The sequence below is a fragment of the Brucella grignonensis genome (assembly GCF_002252505.1).
GTDB lineage: Bacteria > Pseudomonadota > Alphaproteobacteria > Rhizobiales > Rhizobiaceae > Brucella > Brucella grignonensis.
Window position 1 is genome coordinate 201,557 of record NZ_NNRL01000164.1, and the last position, 25,160, is coordinate 226,716.

A 25,160-nucleotide genomic window follows, 5' to 3' on the forward strand; every position below is an offset into this window, starting at 1 on the left:
TGCGCGTTAAAATAAACATTTAGAGCGCGATCTGATTTAATCAGATTGAAACGCGCTCTAAGGTCTTGGGAGTTGTATGAATGGCCACTGGCATGGATGACCGCCGCAACGCTTTCGAAAGCAAGTTCGCACTTGATGCGGAATTGCGCTTCAAGGCGGAAGCTCGCCGCAACAAGATTCTTGGTCTTTGGGCCGCGGAACTTCTGGGCAAGCACGATGCAGACGCAGAAGCCTATGCTCGTGAAGTTGTTGCTGCTGATTTCGTAGAAGCGGGTGATGAGGACGTCTTCCGCAAGCTGCGTGCCGATTTTGATACGGCTCGTGTGACGGTCACGGACGAAACCATTCGCGAGAAGATGCTCGCTTTCCTTGAGGAAGCCGTCAAGCAGGTCCAAAAGGACTAAATGATATTTAAGGGCGGAAATGCAAAGCGCATTTCTGCCCTTATCATTTGGAGCACATCCCGAAAGGCGGGAACCGGTTTTCGGAACAAGATGCGCGTAAAAACAAATAGCTAGAGCATTTCCATTGATTCAATCTAAACGGGAAGTGCTCTTGAGTAGGGGAATAAGCATGTCTTTGTCTTCGCGTCTTCGTGCCGGAGAAACAGTTCTTTCTGCATGGTCGTCCTTGCCGGAAGTGCTGACAGTTGAGGTTTTGGCGCATAGTGCTCTTGAAGCTGTAACGCTCGATATGCAGCACGGCGGCCATGATGAGCAAAGTGTGCTGCGCAGCCTCGGATTGATCCTGAACGCGGGAAAGCCACCGGTCGTTCGTATTCCCGTCGGACGCTTCGATATGGCAAGCCGTGCGCTCGATTTTGGCGCACAGGCTGTTATCGCACCGATGATCAACTCGGTTGAAGATGCGCGTAAATTTGCCGCTGCTATGAAATATCCGCCGGTTGGCGAGCGTTCGTGGGGTGTGTTCCGCGCCAATGCCGATTACGGCGCGCCAGGCTCGAATGACTATCTCGTGACGGCGAACCAGGACACACTGGCTTTCGCGATGATTGAAACGCGCGACGCATACGATGCGCTTGATGCGATTCTCGATGTACGTGGCATTGACGGTGTTTTCGTTGGCCCAGCCGACTTCTCGATTGCCTGGAGTAATGGCCGTGAGGCCAATCCGAATTCGGAAGCTATCATTGAGCCGATTAGTATAATTGCACGTAAGGCCGCTGCCGCAGGAAAGTTTGCAGGCATTTATTCGCCTTCTGCGGAGTTTGCGCGTCGCTATATTCCGCTTGGTTTCCAGTTTCTGACCCTGGGAAATGATGGCGGTTACATTCGTCTCGGCGCAAAAACGCTGGTGGATGCTGTTCGCTCATAAGAAAAAAAGCGGCAGATGGTTTGTCATCTGCCGCTTTAAAACATGTTCTGAATCTATTTGATCAGAAATATCTGTAATTCATTGATTTAGTGATGTTTTATCGGCTGAAGCTGGGTCATGAACTCAGTGAAAACCATAGAGCCTTCCGGCCATGGACCGTGGCCCGACTCCGAATTGATATGCCCGGATTCACCAGCATCGATCAACATCGCACCCCAATCTTTCACAACCTCTTCTGCGGCCTCAAAGCTGGAAAACGGATCGTTGCGACTGACGACTGTGATCGTCGGAAAAGGCAGACGCTCACGTGGATAAGGACCAAACGTCATAAGATGCTTGGGCCGGATCTTTTCATTTGAAACATCCGGCGGCGCCACGAAAAATGCGCCAGCAACCTTATGCTGTATATGCGGTATGGCGTGGAGCGCTGTTGCAACCCCAAGCGAATGCGCAACCAGAACGATAGGTTTTGTGGCCTCATTGGCGGCTTTAACAAGCTGCGCCACCCAATCGTCCTTTACGGGCTTCGACCATTCGGCCTGCTCGACACGTCGCGCCGTCGAGAGTTTGCTCTCCCAACGGGTCTGCCAGTGATCAGGGCCGGAATTGGTGTAACCGGGTATAATGAGGATATCTGTGTCTTTGACTTTCATGCCCCCTATTTAGAGGCGATTTTGCGCGTCTTCAAGCTTGGTCGTTGCGAACCCCGAAAAGTAGTGAGCGGCTTGAGATAAAACCGGTCCTCAAAGAAGATTGATGCAAATGATGAACAGCTTGTTCGCTAATCGCTATCTTGTGTAACGCTCTCCAAATTGTGATCTTTAGCGGGAAGATAATTACGGAGAGGATTGACGACTATGGCCATCAGCAGAAGAACTGTACTTGGTTCTGCAGGCGCTGCCGTTATGAGCAATGTTCTTTCCGCGCGGGCAGAAATGCCGTCGAAGGAGAATGAAATGACTGAGACACTGAAGACGGCCGCTTCCATCAACACTGCAAAGAACGCTCCTTTACCTTTCGCAATGACGACGCCAGTGCGTGTGGCGCGTGTTGGCCTTAAGGCGCGCGATGCAGAAAGCCTTGCGGAATATTATAGCGATGTCGTGGGACTCCGTGAGATGGCGCGCCGTGGTGCTTCCATTGTTTTGGGCGCTGGTGACCGCGAACTGATGGAAATCGAACAGTTTTCGGCTGCCAAGCCTGATGATCCACGCAGTGCTGGTCTCTACCATACGGCTTTCCTGCTGCCGACTCGTGGCGATCTCGCCCGTTGGTCGCGCCGCGCCATCGACAAGCAGCTGCCTGTTGCCGGTGCGTCGGATCACAATGTCAGTGAAGCAATTTATCTGACTGATCCAGAAGGCAATGGCATTGAGATCTATTCCGACCGCCCACACAATACATGGCAGTGGAATGGTGATCGCGTGAAGATGGGCACCGAAGCGCTTGACGTTAAAAACCTTCTCGATGTTATTGATCGAGAGGGCGGTGAATGGAGCGGTGCACCGCAGAATACTGTCATTGGTCACGTTCACTTGCGCGTGGGCAATGCGAAAGATGCGGAAGCCTTCTGGCATCAGCAGTTGGGCTTTGACACTGTGCAGACCTATGGTGACAAGGCCGTGTTTCTGTCCACTGGCGGCTATCATCACCACATCGGCGCGAATGCCTGGCAGAGTTCAGGTGCTGGCTTGCGCGATAAGGATCGCACGGGTCTTGCATGGGTTGAAATGGAAGACACGCGTGGCGGTAACAACCACGTCTTTGAAGACCCATGGGGCAATGTGATCAATACGATCAAAAAGAGCGCTTAACCCCAAACAATAAAAAGCCCCATGTTTACAGAAACATGGGGCTTTTTTCGGATTCAATTTAGGAAGGCTAATTTTTAGCCGAAAACACGCTTGAAAATCGTGTCCACGTGCTTCGTGTGATAGCCAAGATCGAACTTTTCGCGGATCTGTTCTTCTGAGAGCGCAGCACGAACTTCCTGATCAGCCAGCAACTCCTCGAGGAAGTCTGCACCCTGTTCCCAGACTTTCATGGCATTGCGCTGCACGAGACGGTAGGAATCTTCACGCGATACGCCAGCTTGCGTGAGGGCAAGCAGAACGCGCTGCGAATGCACGAGACCACGGAACTTGTTCATGTTCTTGAGCATGTTTTCCGGGTAGATCACCAGCTTTTCGACGACGCCAGCCAGACGGTTCAGCGCGAAGTCGAGTGTGATGGTGGTGTCTGGACCAATCGCACGCTCAACGCTCGAATGCGAAATATCGCGTTCATGCCAGAGAGCGACGTTTTCCATAGCAGGAACAACCGACATGCGAACCAGACGGGCGAGGCCGGTCAAGTTTTCAGTCAGAACAGGGTTGCGCTTGTGCGGCATTGCCGAAGAGCCTTTCTGGCCGGGCGAGAAGAATTCTTCTGCTTCCAGAACTTCCGTGCGCTGCATGTGACGGATTTCGATTGCAACATTTTCAATCGATGAAGCGATAACGCCGAGTGTTGCAAAGAACATGGCATGGCGGTCGCGCGGGATAACCTGCGTGGAAACCGGCTCTGCTTCCAGACCAAGCTTTTCGCAGACATATTCTTCCACGCGTGGATCGATATTGGCGAAGGTGCCAACAGCGCCCGATACGGCACCGGTCGCGATTTCTGCGCGTGCGGCAACGAGACGTGCGCGGTTGCGCAGCATTTCGGCGTAGAAACGAGCGAAAGTCAGACCCATTGTGGTCGGCTCGGCGTGGATGCCATGGCTGCGGCCGATACGAACGGTATCCTTGTGTTCGAAAGCGCGCTTCTTGAGCGCTGCAAGCACACGGTCCATGTCTGCGAGAAGCAGATCAGCTGCGCGAACGAGCTGCACATTGAGCGTGGTATCGAGTACGTCCGACGAGGTCATGCCCTGATGCACGAAGCGGCTGTCTGGACCAATAAATTCAGCAAGATGCGTCAGAAACGCGATGACGTCATGTTTGGTGACTGCTTCGATTTCGTCGATGCGCGCAACGTCGAACTTGGCGGCATCACCCTTTTCCCAAATGGTCTTTGCTGCTTCCTTGGGGATGACGCCGAGTTCGGCAAGCGCCTCACATGCATAGGCCTCAATCTCAAACCAGATGCGGAATTTGGTTTCGGGAGACCAAATGGCGACCATTTCTGGTCTGGAATAGCGCGGGATCATGGGCATATCCTGTTTTGGCGGCCCGTCTGCCGGGCTGCAGGTCTTGGGTAAAGGGAATGCGCGGTGTTTAGCAGAGCCTGATGCTCAGCTCAACGCACTCCTCCCGGAAAAGTGGCTTTAGATTATCGTGCCGCTTCTGCGGCTTCGCGAATGGCTTTGATATTGGCGCTGTAGCTCTCGACCGAGTTGCCTTTGTAAACGGCAGAACCCGCAACGAGAATATTTGCACCGGCTGCAACAACCGATCCGGCAGTCTCAGGCGTGATGCCACCATCGACTTCAATGTCAATCGGGCGGTCGCCAATCATCTCACGCACTTGGCTGATCTTATCAAGCATCGGGGCGATGAACTTCTGGCCACCAAAGCCCGGATTGACCGTCATGACGAGAACGAGATCAACGTCATCAATCACGTTGGTCAGTGCTTCGACAGGTGTTGCTGGATTGAGCGCCAAACCGGATTTTTTGCCGAGTGCGCGAATGTTCTGCAACGAACGATGCGTGTGTGCGCCAGCTTCTGCATGAACCGTGATCAGGTCACAGCCTGCATCGGCGAAAGCTTCCAGATACAGATCGCATGGTGCAATCATCAGATGCGTGTCGAAGAAAGCCTTGGTGCGCGGACGAATTGCTTTCACCACCTGAGGACCGAACGTGATGTTCGGCACGAAATGACCATCCATGACGTCGATATGAATCCAGTCGGCACCGGCTTCAAGCACGGCATCGACTTCTTCGCCCAAGCGCGCAAAGTCTGCGGAAAGGATGGATGGGGCGATTGCGATAGGACGCATGGTTGTCTCCCTGGCAGGATGTTTGTCACATCATAAAATAAAAAATGCGCCCGGCCATTTTTGACCGAACGCAGATATTGAGTCTCTAGCCCCAACGCTTGTGGAACCACATCCACTGGCCGGGATATTCGCGCACCCAGTCTTCAACGGTGTCGTTGAGAAGCTGTGCGGTCGCGGCGATGTCGATCTCGCCCTTTTCGTCGCGCGGGAGCTCCATACGCTCTTTCAGCTCTAGGCGATAGCGACCGCCGGGCAGGCGAATGCAGCGCGCCGGATAGACATCGCAATCATACTGGCGCGCGAGCTTTGCCAGCAGCGGATTGGTCTTCACCGGACGGTTGAAGAAGGTTGAAGGAACGCCACGCTGGAACTTCTGGTCCACCAGCATCCCGACATTGCCACCAGTATCCAGAACACGCGCCAGCGACCATGCAGCACCGGCCTTGGAAGGCACCAGATGCCCCATATTGGTCTTGCGTGCTTTCAGAACTGTTTTGGCAATATAGGGATTGTTCGGCGGGCGGAAGAGGGCGGTAACATCTAGGCCAAATGTACCTGCACAAATCGGCAGAAGCTCGAAATTACCGGTATGGGCGGTGAAGAATATATGCGGCTTCTTCTCGTCACGCAGACGTTCAAAAATCGGAATGCCGTCAACTTCAATAAGACCCGGCTCGGTCGCATTCGGATCAAAATCGAAAATCGCATCGAGGAAGATATATTCCGCGAAAAGACGCGCCATCGAATCCCACATCTCGACGGCGATTGTCTCAATTTCAGCGTCACTCTTCTCTGGATAGGCATGACGCAGATTGCTGGTTGCAACCTTATGCCGTGGTGTAAGTGGCCCGACCTTACGCGCAAACCATGCCGAAAAGTGGATCGCGCTTTTAGCAGGCAGCAGACGCAGCAGTGCCAGCGCGATAAACACAGCCTGCGCCCAAAGCCAGTAATTAAACTGCTTAAGCTTGCGCGACCACTTGAAGAGAAGAAGTTTGAATTTGAACATCAACGTCTTAGTCGATCTGCAATACGATCTTGCCGAAGACGTCGCGGCCTTCCATGCGCTTCAAAGCGGTGCCAATGTCATCAAAGCCGACAATGGTGTCGATAACCGGATGAACAACGCCCTGCGCCATTTTCTGCATCGCATCAGCCATGTTTTCCATGCGGCAACCGAAAGAGCCGAGGATTTTAAGCTGCTGCTGGAAAAGCTGCATCAGGTTCATGTTCGTGGAAACACCTGAGGTCGAGCCGCAAGTGACGAGACGTGCGCCGCGCTTCATGCAGAGCATCGAGCCTGCCCATGTGTCCGCACCGACATGTTCGAACACGACATCGACGCCCTTCTTCTTGGTGAGCTTGCGCACAACACCTTCAAAGCGGTCGACACGATAATTGATGACGTGATCAGCACCGAGCGCCTTGGCCTTTTCGATCTTGTCGTCGGAGCCAACCGTGGTGATAACCGTGCAGCCCATTTTCTTGGCAAGCTGGATTGCAGCCGAGCCAATGCCTGAACCACCGGCCTGAACCAGAACAGTTTCACCCGGCTGTAGTTTGGCATTGTCAAACAGCATATGCTCGACTGTACCGAAGGTAACAGGAGCAACCGCTGCGCCAATGGCGTCAACGCCGGGAGGTGCCGGAACGAGCAAACGTGCTGGCAGATTGACGGCTTCACATGCAAAGCCATCGAGATGGAAGCCATGAACGCCGCCGACATGTTCGCAAAGATTGTCACGACCTTCGCGGCAGGCTTTGCAGAGACCACAGGTGCGTGCGCCATAAATCGAAACAAGCTGACCCGGCAAAACATTGGATACGCCCGGGCCGATTGCATCGACCACGCCGGAGGCTTCCGCGCCGATCACCAGCGGCATTTTGCGCTTGGCAAATGCCATGCCGCGCCAACCCCATACGTCGATATGGTTGAGTGCTACAGCCTTGATCTTCACTGTCACTTCGCCATTGCCGGGTGCAGGTGGCGGTGCAATGTCGGTCATTTCGAGACGACGATCATCGAGAAGCTGCAAGGCGCGCATGAATTTATCCTTTTCAAGACATAATCCCGGATAGCACTCGGCTTTCCGGGATTACCGAGAATATATAATTTTTAGTCCGATTAATTCGGATTAGCTGTCAATACAAGGCTGGTATTCTGTCCACCAAAGCCAAATGAGTTTGAAAGCACGGCGGAAACCTGTCCATCACGCTTCACATTCGGCACAACATCCAGCGGAATTGCTGGATCTGGATTGTCGTAATTGATGGTCGGAGGCAATGTGCCGGTTTCAATTGTCAGCAGTGAGAATACCGCTTCAATCGCACCGGCTGCGGTCAGGGTGTGACCGATCATCGACTTATTGGACGATACCGGGATCGAAGAAAGCTGCTCGCCAAATACGGTTGAAAGAGCGAGATATTCCATCTTGTCATTTTCAGGCGTCGAGGTGCCATGTGCATTGACATAGGAAAGCTGATCTTCGGTGAGACCCGCATCGGCAAGGGCCGCGCGCACCGTTCCGATTGCAGGCGAGGCATCCGGCTTGGAGCGGGTGCGGTGGAAGTCGTCAGCCTTTTCACCGCAACCGGCGAGAATGCCAAGCACCTTCGCGCCACGAGCAATTGCACTTTCAAGCGATTCCATAACCAGCGCGCCCGAACCCTCAGCCATCGCAAAACCATCGCGATCTTTCGAGAAAGGCTTGGAAGCTTTTTCTGGCTTGTCGTTCTGCGTAGAAAGGGCTGAAAGCAGCGAGAAACGAATGAGCGATTCAGCCGATACCGAACCGTCTGTACCAATCGAGAGAACGCGGTCGCTTTCACCACGGCGAATAGCTTCAACACCAAGCTGGATCGCAGTTGCGCCAGAGGCACAGGCCGTTGACAGTGTTACAGGCAGGCCGCGTGTGCCAAAGGCTTCCGACAGGCGCTCGGCAATATAGCCAAACTGCGTTGTATTGAAGAGTTCTTCCTGACGGGCACGACGGCAAGCTTCAAGCAGAAGCTGATAGCTGGCCGAACCTTCATCCTTGATGCTCGCATCAAGAGCAAAACGGCTCTTCCAGTCGAGTTCAACGGGAGGTGCTGCAAGGAAAAGCGGACCGCCGAAATTGGTTACGGAAAGGCCGGACTGTGCGAGAGCTTCTTCGCCTGCAAGACGTGCGAGCGCCTCGGAGAGAGCAGAGGAGCCGACATTGCTTTCAGGCAGAAAATCGACTGTACCGGAAAAACGTGTCTTCAGGCTTTCCGTTGGAAAACGGGTAATTTCATGAATGCCGGAGCGTCCGCCGGTAAGGGCCGCCCAGTTGTCCTGCTTGCCCTGTCCGAGTGAAGAAACAACGCCTGCACCCGTGATAGCAACGATGGGACGGCCGAGATGGTCTGTATATTTGGTCATCTTATGCTCTCACCAGCTTTGCGGCACCCTCAGCGCGGGTTGCGCCGACGGTGGTGACAATGGCTTCGCCGATCGTTCCATCAATCGTCTTTTCAGACGGGCTTAATGGTGCGAAAGCCTCACCTTTCCAAACAGAAATAGCCGCGAGAGCCAGCGCCAACGGGAACTGAGCTTCGCGCAAATGTCCGGTCAGGTTGGCAATGCCGCGATAAGCGGCGGAAATGCCCTCAAGTGCAGCTTTTTCGGCGGCCGTTGCGTCATGCGCGCCGGAGGCACCCGAAACCACATATTCAGGCTCCTTGCCGCCATTGGCAGCAAGCACCAGTTCACGAACCGTCTTCGTGAGATCGGCAGCATCGCGACGAACCTGTGCACTTTCGATGTTTGCGATCTCCGCATAGGCGCGGGCACCGCGCTTTTGCGCATGGTCTGCGCTTTCAAGCACAAGGAACACGCCGCCAGAGCCGGAAATCATGCCGCCACCGGCGCTGCTTTCACGCTCCCAGAGCGATGCCCAGCCATCATGCTTGAGCAATCCGCCAAGCTCATGGCCGAGAATCATGTCGAAATGTTCTGAGTTGTACGATCCGCCAACCAGCGCATGCGTGCTCTGGCCAGAGCGAATGCGTGCTGCCGCCGTTTCAATCGCTGAAATGCCTGAACCTTCTTCGCCCATGAATGTGCGCGATGAGCCGGTCACTTTATGGACGATGGAAATATTGCCAGCCAGCAGATTGGAAAGCTGGGCCAGAAACAGGGTAGGGCGCAGCTCGGTCGAGAGTTTCTCATTGAGCATCACACCGCGATCGTTACTGGTCCGGCCTTCGTCGAGAATCTGCATGTCGACGGTGATGTCGCGTTCGCCGCCACCGGCGCCCACAACCATGTCCATGCTTGCGCAAAGCGCTTCGTCGTCCTTGATACCGGCATCGTCAAGCGCAAGGCCTGCCGCATAGGTGCCAAGCCGCTGCCATGTTTCCATCTGGCGCTGGTCGCCACGCTTTGGGATTTGCAAACCCCAATCGACTTCGCCCAGTGGATGAACTGTGTATGGCGCAAAGGCTTCCTTTTCGAGGCGCGGTTCTGAACCTGTCTTGGAGAAAGCATTCCAATGCGCATCCAGTCCTTCGCCTAGCGAAGAGATGATGCCAATGCCGGTGATGACGACTTTATTGCTCTGCATGGTTCGGTCTGCCCGTAAATGCTGTGCTTATGGATTCTATGCGTGATCCAGAAACGGAATCAGGGCGAACACGGATGTTCACCCTTCAATACCGTCAGCTTTCGCGGCTGGTCAGCCCTTTTTGGCTGCGACCAGCTCGTCGATCTTGGCGCAGAGATTCTTCAGAACGAAGTATTCTTCCGTCGGCGCTTTGCCTTCGTTCACTTCCTGCGTCCACTGTTCAAGCGGAATCTTGATGCCGAATTCTTTGTCGATCGCAAATACGATGTCGAGGAAGTCGAGGCTGTCGATGCCAAGATCATCGATAGTGTGGCTATCCGGCGTGATGGTGTCACGGTCGATTTCGCTGGTTTCGGCGATGATGTCGGCGACTTTGTCAAAAGTAGAGGACAAGTTTCGATTCCTTTATTCTTGGCGATGCCACAACAGGCATACGTCTGAGTATCTGCGCGTGTCTAGCGTGTTTCCGGCGATAGGGAAAGTCATATTGCTTTCACAATAGCCAGAGCTTTGTGGGCGCATATAAGGTGCCTGCTACGTGAAGCGCAACATAAAGCGAATTACAAATTTTTGAAATGTTTTGAAGTTCGTATCATGAATTGGGGCAAAAGCAATGTTTCATCCTTAGCATATCGAGCAGTTAGCCTCTTGCGCAGTGCGCGCCGATGCGGCTTGATGCGGCTCTCAAAAACGCATCAGAATGGGCGAACAAAGTGACAGCGGAAATTTTTGGATATGCACCGGACGGGCAGGCGGTTCATCGGCTCACAATCGCAAACGGTTCGCTGGAAGCGAAGATCATCACGTGGGGCGCAGCCGTTCAGGATTTGCGCATGGAAGGGCACGATGCGCCATTGGTGATTGGCTATCGTGATTTTGCCGATTATCCAGCGCACTCGCCTCATTTAGGTGCAATCGCCGGTCGCTTTTCCAATCGCATCCGTAATGCTCGCTTTGAGCTTGACGGCAAGACATACGAAGTCGAGGCGAATTTTCAGGGTATTCATAATCTGCATGGCGGCAGCAAAGGTCTCGGAAATCGCGTCTGGAAAGTCACCGGTTCCGGATCTGATTTTGTAACACTTGCGACACTCGCAGCCGATGGGGAGATGGGTTTTCCCGGCAATCTCAATGTAAGCTGCACCTATATGCTCAATGCAAAGGGTACGTTGATTGTGCGTCTTGAAGCCGTGACGGACAAACCTACAGTCTGCAATCTTCTCCATCACAGCTATTTCAATCTCGACGATGGCGGCGAGGGCGACATTCTCGATCATCAGTTAAAGATCGAAGCTGGCGCTTATATGCCAGTCGATGAAGCGCTGATTCCGGATGGACGCATTCTGCCGGTCAAAGACACGCCTTATGATTTCCGCGATTTCCGTCCGATCCGTTTTGAGGACGACGGCAAACAGGTCGAATATGACAGCAATTTCTGCATGACCGCAGCGCGTGGTCCCTTGCGCCCCTGTGCGTCCGTCAAAGGTGCACGATCCGGCATTCGTCTTGATATCGAGACGACGGAGCCTGGCGTTCAGTTTTATGCTGGTAACACAATGGCCAATGATTGCATTGGCTTGACGGGCAAGCCTTATGGCAAACATGCAGGTTTCTGCCTGGAGCCGCAGGTCTGGCCGGGGTCGCTGGAATATGCCTATGTTCCTCAGGCGATCTTGCGTCCGGGCGAAGTCTACGCCCAGACGAGCCACTTTACCTTCTCGCGGGATTAGAGCGCGCTGTGCTCTAATTGTTTGTGTTGACGCGCATCTTATCCGAAAAACGTTTCACACTTTTCGGGATGCGCTCTAAATTACCGCCTCATAAGCGGCGCGTGCGTGTTCCATAGGAGCAAGCGCGCCGCGAATTTCAACCACACGAGCGGCAACTGCATGTGCTTTGCGTGCAGCCTCGACCGGCGATAGGCCTTCAATGCGCGCGGCAAGATAGCCACCGTTAAAGCTGTCACCAGCGCCGGTCGTATCAAGCGCATTGGCTTTGACGGATGGAACGAGGGTTTTCTCGCCGTCCGCTATAATAAGTGCAGGCTCCGTGCCGTCCTTGACGACGATTTCCTTTACGCCGAGGCCCACAAGTCTTTCCGCACAGGCTTGAGCCGTTTCATCACCAAAGAGTGCCTGTTCATCGGGAAAGGTCGGCAGTGCTATATCGGCGACCTGCATTGCTTCGCTGATGATCTTCTTCGCCACTTCACGATCAGGCCAGAGCTGATGTCGGAAATTTGGGTCAAACGCAATGCGTGCACCTTCTTCACGGCATTCACGTAAGATTTCGAACAAAGTTTCGCGGTGCTCCGGGAAGACGATGGCAATCGAAATGCCGGAGAAATATATCATGTCGCGACCAGCTAGACTGGCCTTCAAGGCATTTCGGTCACTCGCAAGGCGCCTTGCTGCTGCATCGCTACGCCAATAGGTGAACGAGCGTTCTGCACCGTTAAGAGTGATCGCATATAGTCCCGGGTGGACGCCCTTGATGATGGGGCTTTGGGCAATGCCGATGCCATTCGATGTGAGGAAAGCGCGCTGTTTCTGCGAGAAATCATCCTCGCCGAATGCGCTGACGTATTCCACAGGATATGATTGGTCTGCCAGTGCCCGCATATACCAGGCGGTATTCAGTGTGTCACCGGCATATCCCATGCGCCATTGATCATCGCCACCGCCTGAAAGCTCGATCATGCACTCACCGATCGATGCAAAGCCACCCATAGCCATCTCCTCATTTCTAACCGGACGTAGGCCTATACGAATTTGCCGTGATGTAAAATCCCGATGTTACTTCCCCTTTATCGACTTGCCACAATCTGCGTGTAACGATCCGGCCAAGAGAGGAATCACTATGCGTTACGCGATTTATTTCACGCCGCCTTCAGGCGATGCACTTTTGAAAGTTGCCGCCAATTGGCTTGGGCGAAGTGCGTTTAGTGGGGAGCTGGTCAAGGTACCTGCGATTCGCACCCTCGCAGCCGAGGATATTGTTGCGCTGACCGCAGAGCCGCGCCGCTATGGTTTTCATGGGACGCTAAAGGCACCTTTCCGGCTGGACGAGACCTATGAGGAAAGCGATCTGCTTTCCGCTTTGATGTATTTTGCATCGTCGAGCGTGCCATTTGTTATTCCACGCTTGAAATTGCAGAATATTGGCCCATTTTTTTCGCTCGTACCTGAAGAGCCGGTGACTGAACTCAACCAGCTTGCCAATGACGTGGTTGTTTCATTCGACCGTTTTCGGGCGCCATTGCGGGACGCGGAAATTGCCAAGCGTCGACCAGAACGGCTGAGTGAAGCTCAGCGGCAGAATCTGGATCGTTGGGGTTATCCTTATGTTTTCGACGAGTTTCGTTTTCATATGACGCTGACCGGCCCCGTCGATGAAAAGCAGAGACCGCATGTCGAACGCGTGCTCGACGACTTTTTTGCGCCTGTTCTGGATGACCCGGTCGAAATCGCCAATCTCGCGCTCTTTGTGGAGCCGGAAAAAGGTGCACCGTTCGAGATTCATTCGCTGCATCCAATGACCGGTGGTACTAAGGTGTCAAAACGGTCCTCACGGGCTGTGGGGAGGCCTTGAGGGATGACGACGGAAACTGTTCTTAAAAATGCGAATATTGTTCTGCCTGACGAAGTAATCAGCGGTACGGTTAAAATCGTCGATGGTGTCATTGTCGATATTGCATCCGGCTCGTCGGTGTCTGGCGAGGACATGGAAGGTGATTATCTGACGCCGGGACTGGTTGAGTTGCACACCGATCATCTCGAAGGTCATTATGCGCCTCGCCCGAAAGTGCGCTGGAACCCGATCGCGGCGGTTCAGGCACATGATGCGCAGATCGCGGCTTCCGGCATTACAACAGTCTTTGATGCCTTGCGGATCGGCTTCGATGATGAAGCGCAGACGGGCATTGATGATATGCGTAAGTTGTCATCAGCAATCGCAGAGGGGCGCGAGGCAGGACGTTTGCGCGCAGACCATTTTCTGCATTTGCGGTGTGAAGTTTCAGCCCCTGATTGCTTGAGCGCATTCCAGCGGTTTGGCGTGCATCCGCTGGTCAAACTGGTTTCGTTGATGGATCACGCACCGGGACAGCGCCAGTTTACGGATATTGAAACCTACAAATCCTACTACATGAGCAAGCTCAGAGTGACTGAGGAAGAATTCATACGCTATTGCGAAAAGCGTATAGGCCAGTCACAGCAACATTCGGCACCGACCCGCAAGGCGATTGCCAGTGCTTGCCTTGAGCGGGGTATCGTTCTGGCCAGCCATGATGACGCCACTGTGGATCACGTCGCAGAAGCAAGCACGCAGGGAATCCGTGTTGCCGAATTTCCGACAACTCATCTGGCTGCCAAGGCATCCAAGGAAGCGGGTATGTCGGTGCTGATGGGGGCGCCCAATGTGGTGCGCGGGGGCTCGCATTCTGGCAATGTTTCGGCGCGCGAATTGGCGGAAGCCGGTCATCTTGACATCATCTCATCTGATTATATCCCGGCAAGCATGATGCAATCGGCATTCTTTATGGCCGATGTGATGGAACAAATTACGCTGCCGCAGGCAATCAGGCTGGTATCAAGCAATCCGGCAAAGGCCGTTGGCCTTGAAGATCGTGGTGAAATAGCGCTTGGAAAGCGTGGCGATCTGGTGCGGGTGCAAATCGCCGAACATGTGCCGATCATCCGCACTGTCTGGCGCGAAGGACGGCGCGTGATTTAGAGCGCGTTTCGATCTGATTGGATCAGATCGGCGCTCTATATATTTATTTTAACGCGCATCTTTGTCCGAAAACCGTTTCACACTTTTCGGGATGCGCTTTAATACGCGCCGTACTCTTTGTTTCAGACCGAAGCATCTGCAAGCAATAACATGCCAGTTTCACCGTCGACGGACAGTTTTAACTCGCGGTAGCTGTTGATGCTTCTGTGCGATGTTTCAGGCGAGTGTGGGTGCGTTGCAGTGACAACAACGACGCTCGCACCTGCAGTCTCACCAGCGACAATGCCAGCCGGGGCATCTTCAAACACAAGGCAATTGTGTGGATCGAAGCCGAGCCGCTTTGCACCGAGCTGGAAGCATTCAGGGCTTGGTTTTCCGCGCTCAACATCTTCAGCTGAAACAATTGTTTTGGGCATTGGCAAACCGGCGGCTTGCAAACGACGCCGCGCCAGCTCAATTGGTGCGGAGGTGACGATTGCCCAGCGACCCTCTGGCAGTGAATTCAGGAAATCCAGTGCGCCTTCAATGGCTACGATCCCATCCACATCAGCCATTTCCGCATCCAGCAGGATTTTGGCTTCGGTGTCTGGATCAAGATGCGGTAGGCCAAGTCTACGAACGGTATCGACTGCACGCACACCGTGAATGGTCGGAACGAATGTGACCGGATCAATGCCATGACGGGTTGCCCATTCACCCCATACACGCTCAGTTGCTGCAATTGAACTCAGCACTGTGCCGTCCATATCGAACAGAAAAGCGTCGAATGATTTGTTGAAGGGAGACAGGTCGGTCAAAATGAAGGTCCTCGAATTTTCGTCGAAAGAATCGGGTGGGTTTGTTCGCAGGGATCATAATGCGGAACCTAAGCGAAAGTCACAGTAATCAACTTGCTGACTGCTTTTACCTCCGTCAAAGCGTGAAAAATCGCAGATGCTTCTTATATTGAAGAAGCTTGGTCCAACCGACAAAACTTGATCATTTGCTTCATTTATGGCTTTTTGCGCCACTTGACGCAGGGCGCTTCACCTCAGAGCCAGAAATTTAGATGAATCGCATTCTCAGGATTGTTGTTTAAATGACTGAAATAAAAAATAAAAATCACAACTATCCAGATCACCGGTTCTCCGTTGCGCCTATGCTCGACTGGTCGGATCGTCATTGTCGATATTTTCACCGCCTGTTTTCCAAGCGCGCTTTGCTCTACACAGAGATGGTCGTTGCTGATGCGGCAATCCATGGCCCGCGTGAACGGCTCATGGGCTTTGATGCCACGGAGCACCCTGTAGCTCTTCAGCTTGGCGGTTCCGATCCGGTCAAACTACAGGAAGCTGCGCGAATAGGTGCTGGCTTCGGATACGACGAAATCAATCTCAATGTCGGTTGTCCGTCTGATCGTGTGCAATCCGGCACATTCGGCGCATGCCTTATGCAGACTCCGGAAATTGTTGCGCGTTGCGTCGCGGCCATGAAGGAAGTGGTTTCTGTGCCTGTTACCGTCAAATGCCGGATAGGCGTTGATGATCAGGACCCGGAAGTGGCGTTGGATGCCGTCGCGGATCAAGTGCTGGAAGCAGGCGCGGATGCGCTTTGGGTTCATGCCCGCAAAGCATGGCTGAAAGGGCTTTCACCGAAGGAGAACCGAGATATCCCGCCGCTTGATTATGATCGTGTTTATCGCCTCAAACAGCGTCTCGATGCGCCATTTATTGGTATTAATGGCGGTATAAGCACTCTCGAAGATACTGTCTCGCATCTCGATCATCTGGATGGCGTCATGCTGGGGCGTGCTGCCTATCATAATCCGGCATTGCTCGCTGATGTCGATCATCTTATCTATGGGGATGATGAAAAGCCAACGGATATGGCAGAAATCATTGAGGCAATGTGCGAATATATTGATCGGCACATTGCCGATGGCGGCAGGCTTTCACACATAAGCCGTCACATGGTTGGATTGTTCATGGGGCAACCCGGTGCGCGCCGTTGGCGTCAAATATTGTCCACAGATGCTGCCAAGCCAGGCGCGAACAGCGATGTGCTGCGTCTGGCCTATAGGTCTATCATGGAAGCGGGCAGCGAAGCTGCCTAATCCATCATAATAAGCTGATCGCCACGAACGCTGAAACCACCCAGCGTTTGCAGGAAGTTCATGCCGAGCAGGCTCCCGGTCATCAGCCCTTCCTGCGTCACCATTGCACGGATATTTTGCCGTTCAATGTCACCGATCTGTAATTTCGCAATGGTTATGCTTGCAGCAGCGGCTCTGCCGTTCGCAGTGTTGATAGGAACGGAATAATTGAGCGATGACGTGTCGATGCCTGCGCGCTCGGCGTCTTCCTTTGAAAGCACGACAGAAGACGCGCCTGTATCGACAAGGAAATGCACGCGCGCATCATTAACGCGACCATTGACCTCGAAATGCCCGTTGGCAGACTTTGCCAATGTTACCGTGAGGGAACCATCGACAGCACGGCCTGAAATGGGGCTGCCGGGAATGAGCCCGGCTGTAATACGGCTACCCACATCCTGAAGCTCATAACGATATTGGTAGGCTGCGACGAGAGCAAGGATAATGACCGCCCACACGGCCATATTGCGGGCAAAGTCGCTCAGTTTGATCCCTGAGCCAAGCAGACCGGCTGCGAGCACAACGCCCCATATGCCCATATAGGCAGCCTGACCAAAGGCATCATTGGCAATGCCGAGTGTGGTTCCGCTGTCATCGTTCGCCATCAGCAGCAATATGACAACTGCAATTGCTGCAATCACGATCCAGAACAAACGCCCCATCAGCCTTCTTTCTTTTCCAGTATTTTATGGCGCGCTGGTAAAAGCGCTATGATCGTTCGCCGTTGATCATCTCGCATGGAGGACCATTCGGCAATTTCATCGAGTGTGCGTGCGCAGCCAAGACAAAATCCGGTCTGAATGTCCATCACGCATACCAGAATGCATGGCGATTCTATTGTTGCCGCGTTCATAGGGCCAATGTGGTCACATCAAAGCGCTGTGACAAGACCGAGCAGCACTGCCATGGAACAGATTTGTTGAGCAGCGCCGAGGGTATCACCGGTTTGTCCGCCAATTTTTGCCAGACAGAGTTTCGCAAAGCCAAATAAAAGCACGATGCTGAAAATGAGCGCATTAAAAAGAGCTGTAAACCCGCCAGCCGGGATGATGGTTACAACCATTATTGCCAGACCGATTGCACATGCGCAAACGAGCGTTTCCCATTTGGGTGCGCCGAGATTGTCTGCAAGTCCACCAGGGCGAGCGGATGGCAATCCATGCCAGAGGGCGAGAATTGCCGCGCGACTTGCAGCTTCTGCTCCGATCAGTGCTAGAGCCGCATAACACGCGCCAGCACGATCAATGATGGCAGCAAGCAGCGAAACCTTGATACCGGTCCAGATGATGAGTGTGAGCGCCGCAAAGGTGCCAATCCGCGAATCTTTCATGATCGCAAGACGACGATCTGGCGTTGAGGCGCCAAAGAAGCCGTCAGCAGTGTCTCCAAGACCGTCTTCATGCAGTGCACCGGTCGTCGCTGCCAGCATTCCGACCGCGATCAAGCTCGAGACAACCGCGGGAAGGTTGAGATAATCGGATACCAGAAGTGAAAAACCGGCCAGAAGCCCAAGGACAGCGCCCGCCAGTGGGAACGCGCGCATGCCCGTTTTCAGCGAATCGCCCAAACCTTCATCTGCGTCTGTAAGCCAGCTATGCGGCAAAGGCAGACGGCTCAGAAAGCCCAGAGAACGAATTGTATCTCCTATGAAGCTGTTTCGCTGCAACTGCTTGCTCCGCTTTAAGAACTATAATGCTGCTGACCGGAATATTTGCCGCCAATATGGTTTGGCGCAAAGAGGTGATTTGAAAATTTGACTAAGTGCTTATAGGACGAGCACAACAGTTTTGTATCCTCCATTGATTGATTGGACTAGACGATATGAGCGCCAGTGGCCTTCCTTTTGACGATTTCCGTGAACTTATCCGTAATCTGCCGGGACCTGATCTTGGTGCGGAAGCGGCTGTACGTGCGCGGGAAGCGACACTGACCAAGCCTGCTGGCTCGCTCGGCCAGCTTGAAGAAATTGTTGCATGGCTCGCTGCCTGGACTGGAAAGTCAGTTCCGCAGATCAATCGCCCGCTGGTCGCGGTCTTTGCAGGCAATCATGGAGTGACTGCCAAGAATATCACGCCCTTCCCATCAAGTGTGACCGCACAGATGGTTGAGAATTTTGCAGCAGGCGGTGCAGCGATCAACCAGATATGCATTGCCCATGATCTCGGTCTTAAGGTCTTTGACCTTGCACTGGAGCATCCGACTGCTGACATCACCGAAGAAGCGGCAATGGACGAACGCACCTGTGCGGCGACTATGGCATTCGGCATGGAAGGCATTGCTGGTGGCACAGATCTTCTCTGCATAGGTGAAATGGGTATCGGTAACACCACGATTGCTGCAGCCATTGCGCTGGCACTCTTTGGTGGGACAGCTGAAGATTGGGTCGGACCGGGTACTGGTTCGACCGGTGATCTTTTGGAACGTAAGCTTGCGGCGGTTCGTGCCGCTGTCGAGCTTCATCAGGCACATCTTAAGGATCCGCTGGAAGTTTTGCGGCGTCTGGGCGGACGTGAGGTCGCTGCCATGGCAGGTGCAATTCTCGCCGCGCGTATGGAGAAAATTCCGGTTATCATTGATGGCTTTGTAGCCAGTGCAGCCGCTGCCGTCCTCTACGCTGCAAATCCGACAGCGCTCGACCATTGTCTTTTTGGCCATGTGTCGGCAGAGCCGGGCCATCGACTGATGCTTGAAAAGATGGGCAAAAAGCCGCTTCTCGATCTCGGTATGCGATTGGGCGAGGGCACAGGTGCTGCTCTGGCGGCCGGTATCGTTAAGTCAGCCGCCCTTTGCCATAGCGGCATGGCGACCTTCGAACAGGCTGGCGTAACGGCCGGACAATAAAACGAAAAGCCCGGAGAAATCTCCGGGCTTTTTCATATGTATTCTTTAGAGCGCATCCCGAAAAGTGTGAAACGGTTTTCGGAAAAGATGCGCGTTAAAACAAATATTTAGAGCGCCGATCTGATCCAATCAGATCGAAACGCGCTCTAAAAAACTTAGTTGTTTTCTTTGTCCAGCACCATGTAGTCGAGCGGCAATTCGGTCGTGTACTTGATCTGCTCCATCGCAAAGGATGAGGACACATCACGAATTTCGATCTTGCTGATGAGGCGCTTATAGAATGCGTCATAAGCCGCAATATCTGGCACTGCTACACGCAGCAGGTAATCGACATCACCACTCATGCGGTAGAATTCGATGACTTCAGGAAACTCCTGAACCACTTCAGAAAAGCGCTTCAGCCATTCATTGCTGTGCGAACTGGTCCGTACCGACACAAATACGGTGACGCGTGTGTTGACGCGTACCGGATCGAGGATTGCGACGCGGCGTTTGATGACGCCGTCTTCCTCGAGTTTCTGGATGCGGCGCCAGCAAGGTGTAGTGGAGAGGCCAACCTTCTTGGCGACATCTGCTACCGCCAGTGTTGCGTCTTCCTGCAGTAAGCGCAGTATTTTTCTGTCGAGCCTGTCCATACGTTTTTTATCCCGGTATTAGAAATCGTTTCCCGAACTTTCCGGATCAATGAAACTTCATACCTTATGGTTCGCATTCATCCGAAATTACAGGAAATTTATTCCAATGAAAATAAAGGAACTAAAATTTATTTTCTATCCACCAGCAGGTGGCGGACTTTTTCGCGAAGAAGGGGAACGACTTCCTGATCAAACCAGGGATTTCGTTTGAGCCAACCGCTGTTACGCCAGGATGGATGCGGCAGAGGTAAAACTGTTCGTCCCGCAGCATTCGGTGTTTCCATAAAACTGCGCCAGTTCTGGACCGTTTCTGTGAGGCTCGCTTTGCGCCATTCAGGCAAATGATAGGCAAGCGCATATTGTCCGACGACCAGAATGAACTCGAGCTGCGGCATAGAAGCAAAGACACGATCATGCCAGGTCGGACGGCATTCGCGACGCGGTGGGAGATCGCCGCCATGCTTGTCATAACCAGGAAAGCAAAAACCCATTGGCACAATTGCGAAACGCGCCGGATCGTAAAACTCCTCGCGTGTTGTGCCGAGCCATTGTCTCAAGCGATCACCAGAAGGGTCATTAAAGGGCAGGGAGCTGTTATGCACACGTATCCCCGGAGCCTGCCCACAGATCGCAATGCGTGCAGTATCCGAGATTATGCATACCGGATTGGGTTCGTGCGGCAAAGGCGGCAGAAATTGAGGCGCGTCACGGCAAATGCGACAGGCTTGGATCGAGTGCCTGAGCTCGTCCATATTTTCCATTATTCCTATCGGGCTCCAGACCAGAGAGAGTTTAACAAGGTAGAGACATAGCCTCTGATATAGCTGATCATATCGCTGATTACATCGGATGCAGACGTTTCGTGGCCTGTTTCCGGTTCAACATTCGGCTTTTGATGTTCCTTGCGCCATTGATACGGCACTTCAAAGCTGCCAGCCCAAATTCCTCGTTTCTCGCGGCGGGCGACAACCTCTTCGTTTCGGTAGTCGCCATAGGAGACAGCCCAGCCTTGTTGCACCATCCATCTGTTGAGATCGGTCTCACCAAGATAGCATCGACCGAGATAACGCCCGTATTTATCGAGCCCTTCTTTTTCGCAGCGAATCGCAGTTCCACCGATTCTGCTGCGTAGTGCATTGCGCGCTTCCCGACCGCAGAGATAGCTATGATCACCGGTCTGACAGCTTTGCTCCATCTCGGGCGCGTCGATACCGAGAAGGCGGATGTGGGCCTTGTTGAGGATAACGGTGTCGCCATCAATGACATAGACGGTGCCCGCCAATGATTCTTTGGGCGGACGATTGACGGGCAGGGATACGATTATTGCAATGAGTGCGGAAAAAATGAGCAAAGTTAAGAGGATGCTACCGAAAGCTCCACTTCTTCGCCGTCGTTCCGGTTGATATGGCCGCCTATAATAGCGCCGTCTGTTGGTCATTATCCGATGCCCCCGACCTTGTCAGATCATAACTCATCCGGGAGTTTTGCAAAATTCCACTGCTCTGGAAGTGATGGATCGTCACAATTTATTGGGGCCAACAACATTTGATTTTGTGTTGATTTAGCAACAGTCTTTACCATTGCTTTAGGCTAGAAAGACGGGAGACACATTTTGCCCATTTCCCGCCACAAAGAAGCGTCACCGGATAGGAAAGGCAAAGGCCATTAACAACTCCGGGAAACGTTATTTCCCTCAGGACAGGACGAAATGAAGAAAGACGCATTGTTTCACAACGATCCGTTTTCGAGCAGCGAAAAGACTGCTCTGTTTTCATTTCGCATTTCTGGCAATGGCCGAGCTTTATTCCGTCAAAATCGGGTCGCAGTCTTGACGAAAAGACAATGTACTCTGTCACTTATGTCATCAACTTCTACCCAATGTGAAAGACCGGCGTTGTGATGCGTATTCGCAGTTTTTCATATCCCCTTATCGCTGCGGCACTTGGCTTGGCCATTGTCTGCAACAGCGCTTCGGCTTTTGATCTGAACGATGACTCCGAGAAATCACGGAGCCCGTTCGAGCTCTTCAAGTTTGGTTTCTCTGCCTATAAGAGCGGCCACAAGGATGAAGCCATCAAGGCGCTGCGTTATGCGGCGGAACGTGGTCATCAGGGTGCCAAGTGGAAGCTCGCTCGCATGTATGCCGATGGCGACGGTGTGGCAGAGGACGATTACGAAGCTTACCAGATTTTCGAAAAGATCGTCCGTGACGGTGCGGAACCGGGTTCTGAAAACGAGCCTTATGTCGCTGATGCGCTGGTCGCGCTCGCGGGTTACGTAAAGCGCGGTATTCCCGGTTCTCCGGTTAATTCTGATCCAAAATTCGCCCGTAACCTTTATGTGCAGGCTGCATCCAATTTTGGCGATCCGGCTGCTCAGTATGAGCTTGGCAAGATGCTGCTGGACGGTGAGGGTGGTGAACGCAATTCAATGCAGGCCGCTCGCTGGTTCCAGCTTGCGGCCAAGAAGGGGAATGCAAGCGCTCAGGCCATGCTTGGCAATATGCTGTTTCAGGCTGGAAAGACCGTTCGGGGCCTTGCCATGCTCACCGCAGCATTCGAGCGTTGTCCGACGGAGGATTGCACCTGGATCCGCGATATGCAGGAGCAGGCTTTCTCTATCGCCGGTGAAGCTGATCGTCGCAACGCTATAGCGCTCTCAAGCAACTACGTCGCCAAAGGTGACTTTTAAAAGCTGATCGATGAGCTTCGTATTCCAAAAAGCTCTCGATCATGAAATCAGACAGACAATGTTACCGTTACGGGTACATGATCTGACGGCTTTTCCCACGCTCTGACGTGTTTTTCGATATCTGTTGAAACGAAATGGTTTGCTGCTTCCGGCGATAACATCAGATGATCGATGCGAATGCCGTTGTTCTTCTGCCAGGCTCCAGCCTGATAATCCCAGAATGTATAGACACCGTCTTCGTCCGTCGCCGCACGAACAGCTTCTGTGAAGCCCAGATTTTCAAGTCGGCGGAATGCCTGACGTGATTGCGGCTGAAACAGTGCATCACCGAGCCATTGCTGCGGGTTTTTCGCATCGTTAGGCTCCGGGATGACGTTATAGTCCCCAGCAAGAACAAGCGGTTCTTCCAGTTCAAGCCGGCTTTTCGCCCAGGTCTCCAGACGCTGCATCCAGGACAGCTTGTAGGGGAATTTCTCAGTATCGACGGGGTTGCCGTTGGGCAAATACAGCGACACGACACGGAGAACACCCTTATCTGTCGAAAAAACAGCCTCAATGAAGCGCGCCTGTTCATCGCTGTCATCGCCGGGAAGCCCGCGATTGACCTCATCAGGCGATTTTTTGGAAAGGATCGCGACCCCGTTAAAGCCCTTCTGGCCATGAGTCTCGACGTGATAGCCGAGCGCTTCAATTTCCAGTCGCGGGAACAGATCGTCCACGGACTTGATTTCCTGAAGGCAGGCGATGTCAGGCGACGATTCCTTCAGCCAATGCTGGAGGTTTTCGATACGCGCCTTGACGCCATTAATGTTCCATGTCGCGATTTTCATGATGAAATGATTAGGCGGAAGACGAGGCGAGGGCAAGCGCTGCCCTCTCTCCATCACAGAATTTCGACTTGTCTGATAATTATTCAAATGCCATTTGTATTGCCGCTTTTGCGTTCCTATCTCCAAGAAACCGTAGCCAAACAGGAGATTTGAATGTTCGACGCCAAAAAGCTTCTCGACCAGTTTCTGGGATCACAAATTCCGGGCATGTCCGGAAGCGTTCGCGACAAGGCGGGGCAGGCCACTGATCTGGCCAAGAAAAACCCATTGGCTACCGGTGCAATTGCCGCGGCAATTCTTGGCACAAAAACCGGACGTAAGCTCGCTGGCAATGTTGCGACGGCAGGCGGTATCGCGGCAATTGCGGGCCTGGGTTATCTCGCCTACAAGAACTACAAATCTGGTCAGCAGCCGCAGACAGCTGAGCAGCCAGTCGCAAAAGAGCCGGAATTGCTTCCACCACCACCGGCAGATTCACCGTTTCATCCGCAGTCACCGGCAATGAGCAACAGTTTTGCATTGACGCTTGTGCAGGCAATGATTGCTGCCGCAAAGGCTGATGGCCACATTGATGATGCGGAACGCGCACGCATTATGGAAAAGGTTCAGATTTCAGGCCTTGATGATGAAGCGGAAGCCTTTTTTGAGAAAGAACTCGCTGATCCGATTGATATCGATGCGCTGGTAGCCGCTGCTCAGACTGAAGAGCAGAAGGTCGAGCTTTATACAGCATCGCGTCTGACCATTGATCCTGACAGCCGTGCGGAGCGTGGATATCTCGATATGCTGGCCGGTCGCCTTGGTTTGCCGGATGCGCTGGTCGATCATATTGATGCGACGGTTTCATCTGTTAAAGCCTGATAAAACAAAACCGGCTGCGTAATGCAGCCGGTTTCTTTTTTCGAATGCTGGAATTGATCAGATCGCGAAGCTTGTACCGCAGCCGCAGGATGCCGTGGCGTTCGGATTGCGGATCTGAAACGATTGTCCCATCAGGTCATCGACAAAATCAATCTGGGAACCATCCATGTAAGGAACGGAGATTGAGTCGATCAGCACCTTGGCGCCAAGCTTTTCGATGACGATGTCATCATCGGATTGGTCATCAACCAGATCATATTTGTAAGAAAAGCCAGAGCAGCCGCCGCCCTCGACAGAAACGCGAAGTGCTGTTTTGCCCGGTTCGGAACTGATAATTTTTGCAATCCGCTTGGCTGCGGATTCAGAAACGGTAATGTCTGTCATCTGCCTTGTTCCGCTTGCAATTGCGTATGCCGGATTGAACCAATTGAGAATTGTCCAGAATACGCGTACTTGCCTTCATGTTTAACTGATAGCTATGAACGCAACGTGTGGAAGTCAATGTCCACCTGAGTTTAGCGTAATCATATTA

The 25,160-nt window shown here is 53.1% G+C and carries 28 protein-coding genes; 10 read left to right on the plus strand and 18 right to left on the minus strand.

All coding sequences use genetic code 11. The features are described from left to right. Positions 1-80 precede the first annotated feature (80 nt). A complete protein-coding gene (locus tag CEV33_RS18860; RefSeq protein WP_094541932.1) occupies positions 81-404 on the plus strand; it encodes a DUF1476 domain-containing protein in 324 nt (107 codons plus the stop codon). Between the two features lie 163 nt (positions 405-567). After that, positions 568-1,335, plus strand: coding sequence for an HpcH/HpaI aldolase family protein (locus CEV33_RS18865; RefSeq protein WP_208620226.1), 768 nt, complete (start codon positions 568-570; stop codon positions 1,333-1,335). A gap of 86 nt (positions 1,336-1,421) precedes the next feature. Here CEV33_RS18865 and CEV33_RS18870 read toward each other — a convergent pair whose 3' ends face one another. Then, positions 1,422-1,988 carry an alpha/beta hydrolase gene (locus CEV33_RS18870; RefSeq protein ID WP_094541934.1) on the minus strand — a complete coding sequence of 189 codons (567 nt, stop codon included), beginning with the start codon at positions 1,986-1,988 and terminating at the stop codon, positions 1,422-1,424. A gap of 204 nt (positions 1,989-2,192) precedes the next feature. Here CEV33_RS18870 and CEV33_RS18875 point away from each other — a divergent pair, with 204 nt between their 5' ends. Next, complete coding sequence (locus CEV33_RS18875; protein ID WP_374816547.1) at positions 2,193-3,149, plus strand: VOC family protein; 957 nt, start codon at positions 2,193-2,195, stop codon at positions 3,147-3,149. 74 nt (positions 3,150-3,223) lie between these two features. Here CEV33_RS18875 and purB read toward each other — a convergent pair whose 3' ends face one another. From purB to CEV33_RS18910, 7 genes are all read right to left on the minus strand, one after another. Next, on the minus strand, positions 3,224-4,525 hold the full coding sequence (gene purB / locus CEV33_RS18880; protein WP_094541935.1) for an adenylosuccinate lyase: 1,302 nt from the start codon (positions 4,523-4,525) through the stop codon (positions 3,224-3,226). 122 nt (positions 4,526-4,647) lie between these two features. Continuing rightward, positions 4,648-5,319, minus strand: coding sequence for a ribulose-phosphate 3-epimerase (gene rpe / locus CEV33_RS18885; RefSeq protein WP_094541936.1), 672 nt, complete (start codon positions 5,317-5,319; stop codon positions 4,648-4,650). A gap of 85 nt (positions 5,320-5,404) precedes the next feature. Further along, on the minus strand, positions 5,405-6,331 hold the full coding sequence (locus tag CEV33_RS18890; protein ID WP_094541937.1) for a lipid A biosynthesis lauroyl acyltransferase: 927 nt from the start codon (positions 6,329-6,331) through the stop codon (positions 5,405-5,407). A gap of 4 nt (positions 6,332-6,335) precedes the next feature. Beyond that, positions 6,336-7,364: a zinc-binding dehydrogenase gene (locus CEV33_RS18895; RefSeq protein ID WP_094541938.1), complete on the minus strand. Its 1,029-nt coding sequence runs from the start codon at positions 7,362-7,364 to the stop codon at positions 6,336-6,338. A gap of 80 nt (positions 7,365-7,444) precedes the next feature. Further along, entirely contained in the window at positions 7,445-8,722 is a 1,278-nt protein-coding gene (locus CEV33_RS18900) for a beta-ketoacyl-ACP synthase (RefSeq protein WP_094541939.1), read from the minus strand. A gap of 1 nt (position 8,723) precedes the next feature. Further along, the gene (locus CEV33_RS18905) at positions 8,724-9,905 is read right to left on the minus strand and encodes a beta-ketoacyl-ACP synthase (RefSeq protein WP_094541940.1); all 1,182 of its coding nucleotides are present in this window, start codon (positions 9,903-9,905) and stop codon (positions 8,724-8,726) included. A 111-nt stretch (positions 9,906-10,016) separates the two neighbouring features. Further along, positions 10,017-10,298, minus strand: a complete 282-nt coding sequence (locus CEV33_RS18910; protein ID WP_024897522.1) for an acyl carrier protein — start codon at positions 10,296-10,298, stop codon at positions 10,017-10,019. A 320-nt stretch (positions 10,299-10,618) separates the two neighbouring features. Between CEV33_RS18910 and CEV33_RS18915 the strand changes: the two genes are divergently transcribed. Beyond that, a complete protein-coding gene (locus tag CEV33_RS18915) occupies positions 10,619-11,635 on the plus strand; it encodes an aldose epimerase family protein (RefSeq protein ID WP_094542081.1) in 1,017 nt (338 codons plus the stop codon). A gap of 75 nt (positions 11,636-11,710) precedes the next feature. Here the strand turns inward: CEV33_RS18915 and CEV33_RS18920 are convergent, their stop codons facing one another. Continuing rightward, positions 11,711-12,634: a sugar kinase gene (locus tag CEV33_RS18920; RefSeq protein ID WP_094541941.1), complete on the minus strand. Its 924-nt coding sequence runs from the start codon at positions 12,632-12,634 to the stop codon at positions 11,711-11,713. A gap of 130 nt (positions 12,635-12,764) precedes the next feature. Here CEV33_RS18920 and CEV33_RS18925 point away from each other — a divergent pair, with 130 nt between their 5' ends. After that, positions 12,765-13,496: a DUF1045 domain-containing protein gene (locus CEV33_RS18925; RefSeq protein WP_094541942.1), complete on the plus strand. Its 732-nt coding sequence runs from the start codon at positions 12,765-12,767 to the stop codon at positions 13,494-13,496. Between the two features lie 3 nt (positions 13,497-13,499). After that, positions 13,500-14,639, plus strand: coding sequence for an alpha-D-ribose 1-methylphosphonate 5-triphosphate diphosphatase (locus CEV33_RS18930; RefSeq protein WP_094541943.1), 1,140 nt, complete (start codon positions 13,500-13,502; stop codon positions 14,637-14,639). A 122-nt stretch (positions 14,640-14,761) separates the two neighbouring features. Here the strand turns inward: CEV33_RS18930 and CEV33_RS18935 are convergent, their stop codons facing one another. Beyond that, the gene (locus CEV33_RS18935; RefSeq protein ID WP_094541944.1) at positions 14,762-15,436 is read right to left on the minus strand and encodes an HAD family hydrolase; all 675 of its coding nucleotides are present in this window, start codon (positions 15,434-15,436) and stop codon (positions 14,762-14,764) included. Between the two features lie 281 nt (positions 15,437-15,717). Between CEV33_RS18935 and dusA the strand changes: the two genes are divergently transcribed. Next, entirely contained in the window at positions 15,718-16,731 is a 1,014-nt protein-coding gene (dusA, locus tag CEV33_RS18940) for a tRNA dihydrouridine(20/20a) synthase DusA (RefSeq protein WP_094541945.1), read from the plus strand. Here the strand turns inward: dusA and CEV33_RS18945 are convergent. The 3 genes from CEV33_RS18945 to CEV33_RS18955 are packed head-to-tail and all read right to left on the minus strand — an operon-like array spanning position 16,728 to position 18,436. Continuing rightward, positions 16,728-17,432: a TIGR02281 family clan AA aspartic protease gene (locus CEV33_RS18945; protein WP_094541946.1), complete on the minus strand. Its 705-nt coding sequence runs from the start codon at positions 17,430-17,432 to the stop codon at positions 16,728-16,730. The two genes, dusA and CEV33_RS18945, sit on opposite strands and share 4 nt — an antisense overlap. Then, positions 17,432-17,623, minus strand: a complete 192-nt coding sequence (locus tag CEV33_RS18950; protein WP_094541947.1) for a DUF1289 domain-containing protein — start codon at positions 17,621-17,623, stop codon at positions 17,432-17,434. The genes CEV33_RS18945 and CEV33_RS18950 overlap by 1 nt, the downstream gene beginning before the upstream one ends. An 18-nt stretch (positions 17,624-17,641) precedes the next feature. Next, positions 17,642-18,436 (minus strand): adenosylcobinamide-GDP ribazoletransferase, encoded by a 795-nt coding sequence (locus CEV33_RS18955; protein ID WP_094541948.1) that lies wholly within the window; start codon positions 18,434-18,436, stop codon positions 17,642-17,644. Positions 18,437-18,591: 155 nt separating this feature from the next. On the opposite strand from CEV33_RS18955, the gene cobT reads away from it, so the two are divergent. After that, positions 18,592-19,611 carry a nicotinate-nucleotide--dimethylbenzimidazole phosphoribosyltransferase gene (gene cobT / locus CEV33_RS18960; RefSeq protein ID WP_094541949.1) on the plus strand — a complete coding sequence of 340 codons (1,020 nt, stop codon included), beginning with the start codon at positions 18,592-18,594 and terminating at the stop codon, positions 19,609-19,611. A 155-nt stretch (positions 19,612-19,766) separates the two neighbouring features. On the opposite strand, the gene CEV33_RS18965 is transcribed toward cobT, so the two are convergent. From CEV33_RS18965 to CEV33_RS18975, 3 genes are all read right to left on the minus strand, one after another. Next, a complete protein-coding gene (locus tag CEV33_RS18965) occupies positions 19,767-20,246 on the minus strand; it encodes an Lrp/AsnC family transcriptional regulator (RefSeq protein WP_024896587.1) in 480 nt (159 codons plus the stop codon). Positions 20,247-20,374: 128 nt separating this feature from the next. Then, positions 20,375-21,007, minus strand: a complete 633-nt coding sequence (locus CEV33_RS18970; RefSeq protein WP_374816556.1) for a uracil-DNA glycosylase family protein — start codon at positions 21,005-21,007, stop codon at positions 20,375-20,377. A 5-nt stretch (positions 21,008-21,012) separates the two neighbouring features. After that, complete coding sequence (locus tag CEV33_RS18975; RefSeq protein ID WP_407923794.1) at positions 21,013-21,528, minus strand: thermonuclease family protein; 516 nt, start codon at positions 21,526-21,528, stop codon at positions 21,013-21,015. 617 nt (positions 21,529-22,145) lie between these two features. On the opposite strand from CEV33_RS18975, the gene CEV33_RS18980 reads away from it, so the two are divergent. Continuing rightward, a complete protein-coding gene (locus tag CEV33_RS18980) occupies positions 22,146-22,937 on the plus strand; it encodes a tetratricopeptide repeat protein (protein WP_024896590.1) in 792 nt (263 codons plus the stop codon). Positions 22,938-22,984: 47 nt separating this feature from the next. On the opposite strand, the gene xth is transcribed toward CEV33_RS18980, so the two are convergent. Further along, positions 22,985-23,767 carry an exodeoxyribonuclease III gene (gene xth / locus CEV33_RS18985; protein ID WP_094542082.1) on the minus strand — a complete coding sequence of 261 codons (783 nt, stop codon included), beginning with the start codon at positions 23,765-23,767 and terminating at the stop codon, positions 22,985-22,987. Positions 23,768-23,920: 153 nt separating this feature from the next. On the opposite strand from xth, the gene CEV33_RS18990 reads away from it, so the two are divergent. Further along, positions 23,921-24,628 carry a tellurite resistance TerB family protein gene (locus tag CEV33_RS18990; protein ID WP_094541952.1) on the plus strand — a complete coding sequence of 236 codons (708 nt, stop codon included), beginning with the start codon at positions 23,921-23,923 and terminating at the stop codon, positions 24,626-24,628. A gap of 57 nt (positions 24,629-24,685) precedes the next feature. Here CEV33_RS18990 and erpA read toward each other — a convergent pair whose 3' ends face one another. Further along, a complete protein-coding gene (gene erpA / locus CEV33_RS18995) occupies positions 24,686-25,012 on the minus strand; it encodes an iron-sulfur cluster insertion protein ErpA (protein ID WP_024896593.1) in 327 nt (108 codons plus the stop codon). Positions 25,013-25,160 lie beyond the last annotated feature (148 nt).

Coding starts and splice junctions, on each gene's coding strand:
- cobT (WP_094541949.1), top strand. CDS start 18,592: ATGAGCGCCAGTGGCCTTCCTTTTGACGATTTCCGTGAACTTATCCGT.
- CEV33_RS18920 (WP_094541941.1), bottom strand. CDS start 12,634: ATGGGTGGCTTTGCATCGATCGGTGAGTGCATGATCGAGCTTTCAGGC.
- CEV33_RS18930 (WP_094541943.1), top strand. CDS start 13,500: ATGACGACGGAAACTGTTCTTAAAAATGCGAATATTGTTCTGCCTGAC.
- purB (WP_094541935.1), bottom strand. CDS start 4,525: ATGATCCCGCGCTATTCCAGACCAGAAATGGTCGCCATTTGGTCTCCC.
- erpA (WP_024896593.1), bottom strand. CDS start 25,012: ATGACAGACATTACCGTTTCTGAATCCGCAGCCAAGCGGATTGCAAAA.
- CEV33_RS18900 (WP_094541939.1), bottom strand. CDS start 8,722: ATGACCAAATATACAGACCATCTCGGCCGTCCCATCGTTGCTATCACG.
- CEV33_RS18925 (WP_094541942.1), top strand. CDS start 12,765: ATGCGTTACGCGATTTATTTCACGCCGCCTTCAGGCGATGCACTTTTG.
- CEV33_RS18945 (WP_094541946.1), bottom strand. CDS start 17,432: ATGGGGCGTTTGTTCTGGATCGTGATTGCAGCAATTGCAGTTGTCATA.
- CEV33_RS18905 (WP_094541940.1), bottom strand. CDS start 9,905: ATGCAGAGCAATAAAGTCGTCATCACCGGCATTGGCATCATCTCTTCG.
- dusA (WP_094541945.1), top strand. CDS start 15,718: ATGACTGAAATAAAAAATAAAAATCACAACTATCCAGATCACCGGTTC.
- CEV33_RS18875 (WP_374816547.1), top strand. CDS start 2,193: ATGGCCATCAGCAGAAGAACTGTACTTGGTTCTGCAGGCGCTGCCGTT.
- CEV33_RS18970 (WP_374816556.1), bottom strand. CDS start 21,007: ATGGAAAATATGGACGAGCTCAGGCACTCGATCCAAGCCTGTCGCATT.
- rpe (WP_094541936.1), bottom strand. CDS start 5,319: ATGCGTCCTATCGCAATCGCCCCATCCATCCTTTCCGCAGACTTTGCG.
- CEV33_RS18980 (WP_024896590.1), top strand. CDS start 22,146: ATGCGTATTCGCAGTTTTTCATATCCCCTTATCGCTGCGGCACTTGGC.
- CEV33_RS18860 (WP_094541932.1), top strand. CDS start 81: ATGGCCACTGGCATGGATGACCGCCGCAACGCTTTCGAAAGCAAGTTC.
- CEV33_RS18990 (WP_094541952.1), top strand. CDS start 23,921: ATGTTCGACGCCAAAAAGCTTCTCGACCAGTTTCTGGGATCACAAATT.
- CEV33_RS18950 (WP_094541947.1), bottom strand. CDS start 17,623: ATGAACGCGGCAACAATAGAATCGCCATGCATTCTGGTATGCGTGATG.
- CEV33_RS18870 (WP_094541934.1), bottom strand. CDS start 1,988: ATGAAAGTCAAAGACACAGATATCCTCATTATACCCGGTTACACCAAT.
- CEV33_RS18895 (WP_094541938.1), bottom strand. CDS start 7,364: ATGCGCGCCTTGCAGCTTCTCGATGATCGTCGTCTCGAAATGACCGAC.
- xth (WP_094542082.1), bottom strand. CDS start 23,767: ATGAAAATCGCGACATGGAACATTAATGGCGTCAAGGCGCGTATCGAA.
- CEV33_RS18965 (WP_024896587.1), bottom strand. CDS start 20,246: ATGGACAGGCTCGACAGAAAAATACTGCGCTTACTGCAGGAAGACGCA.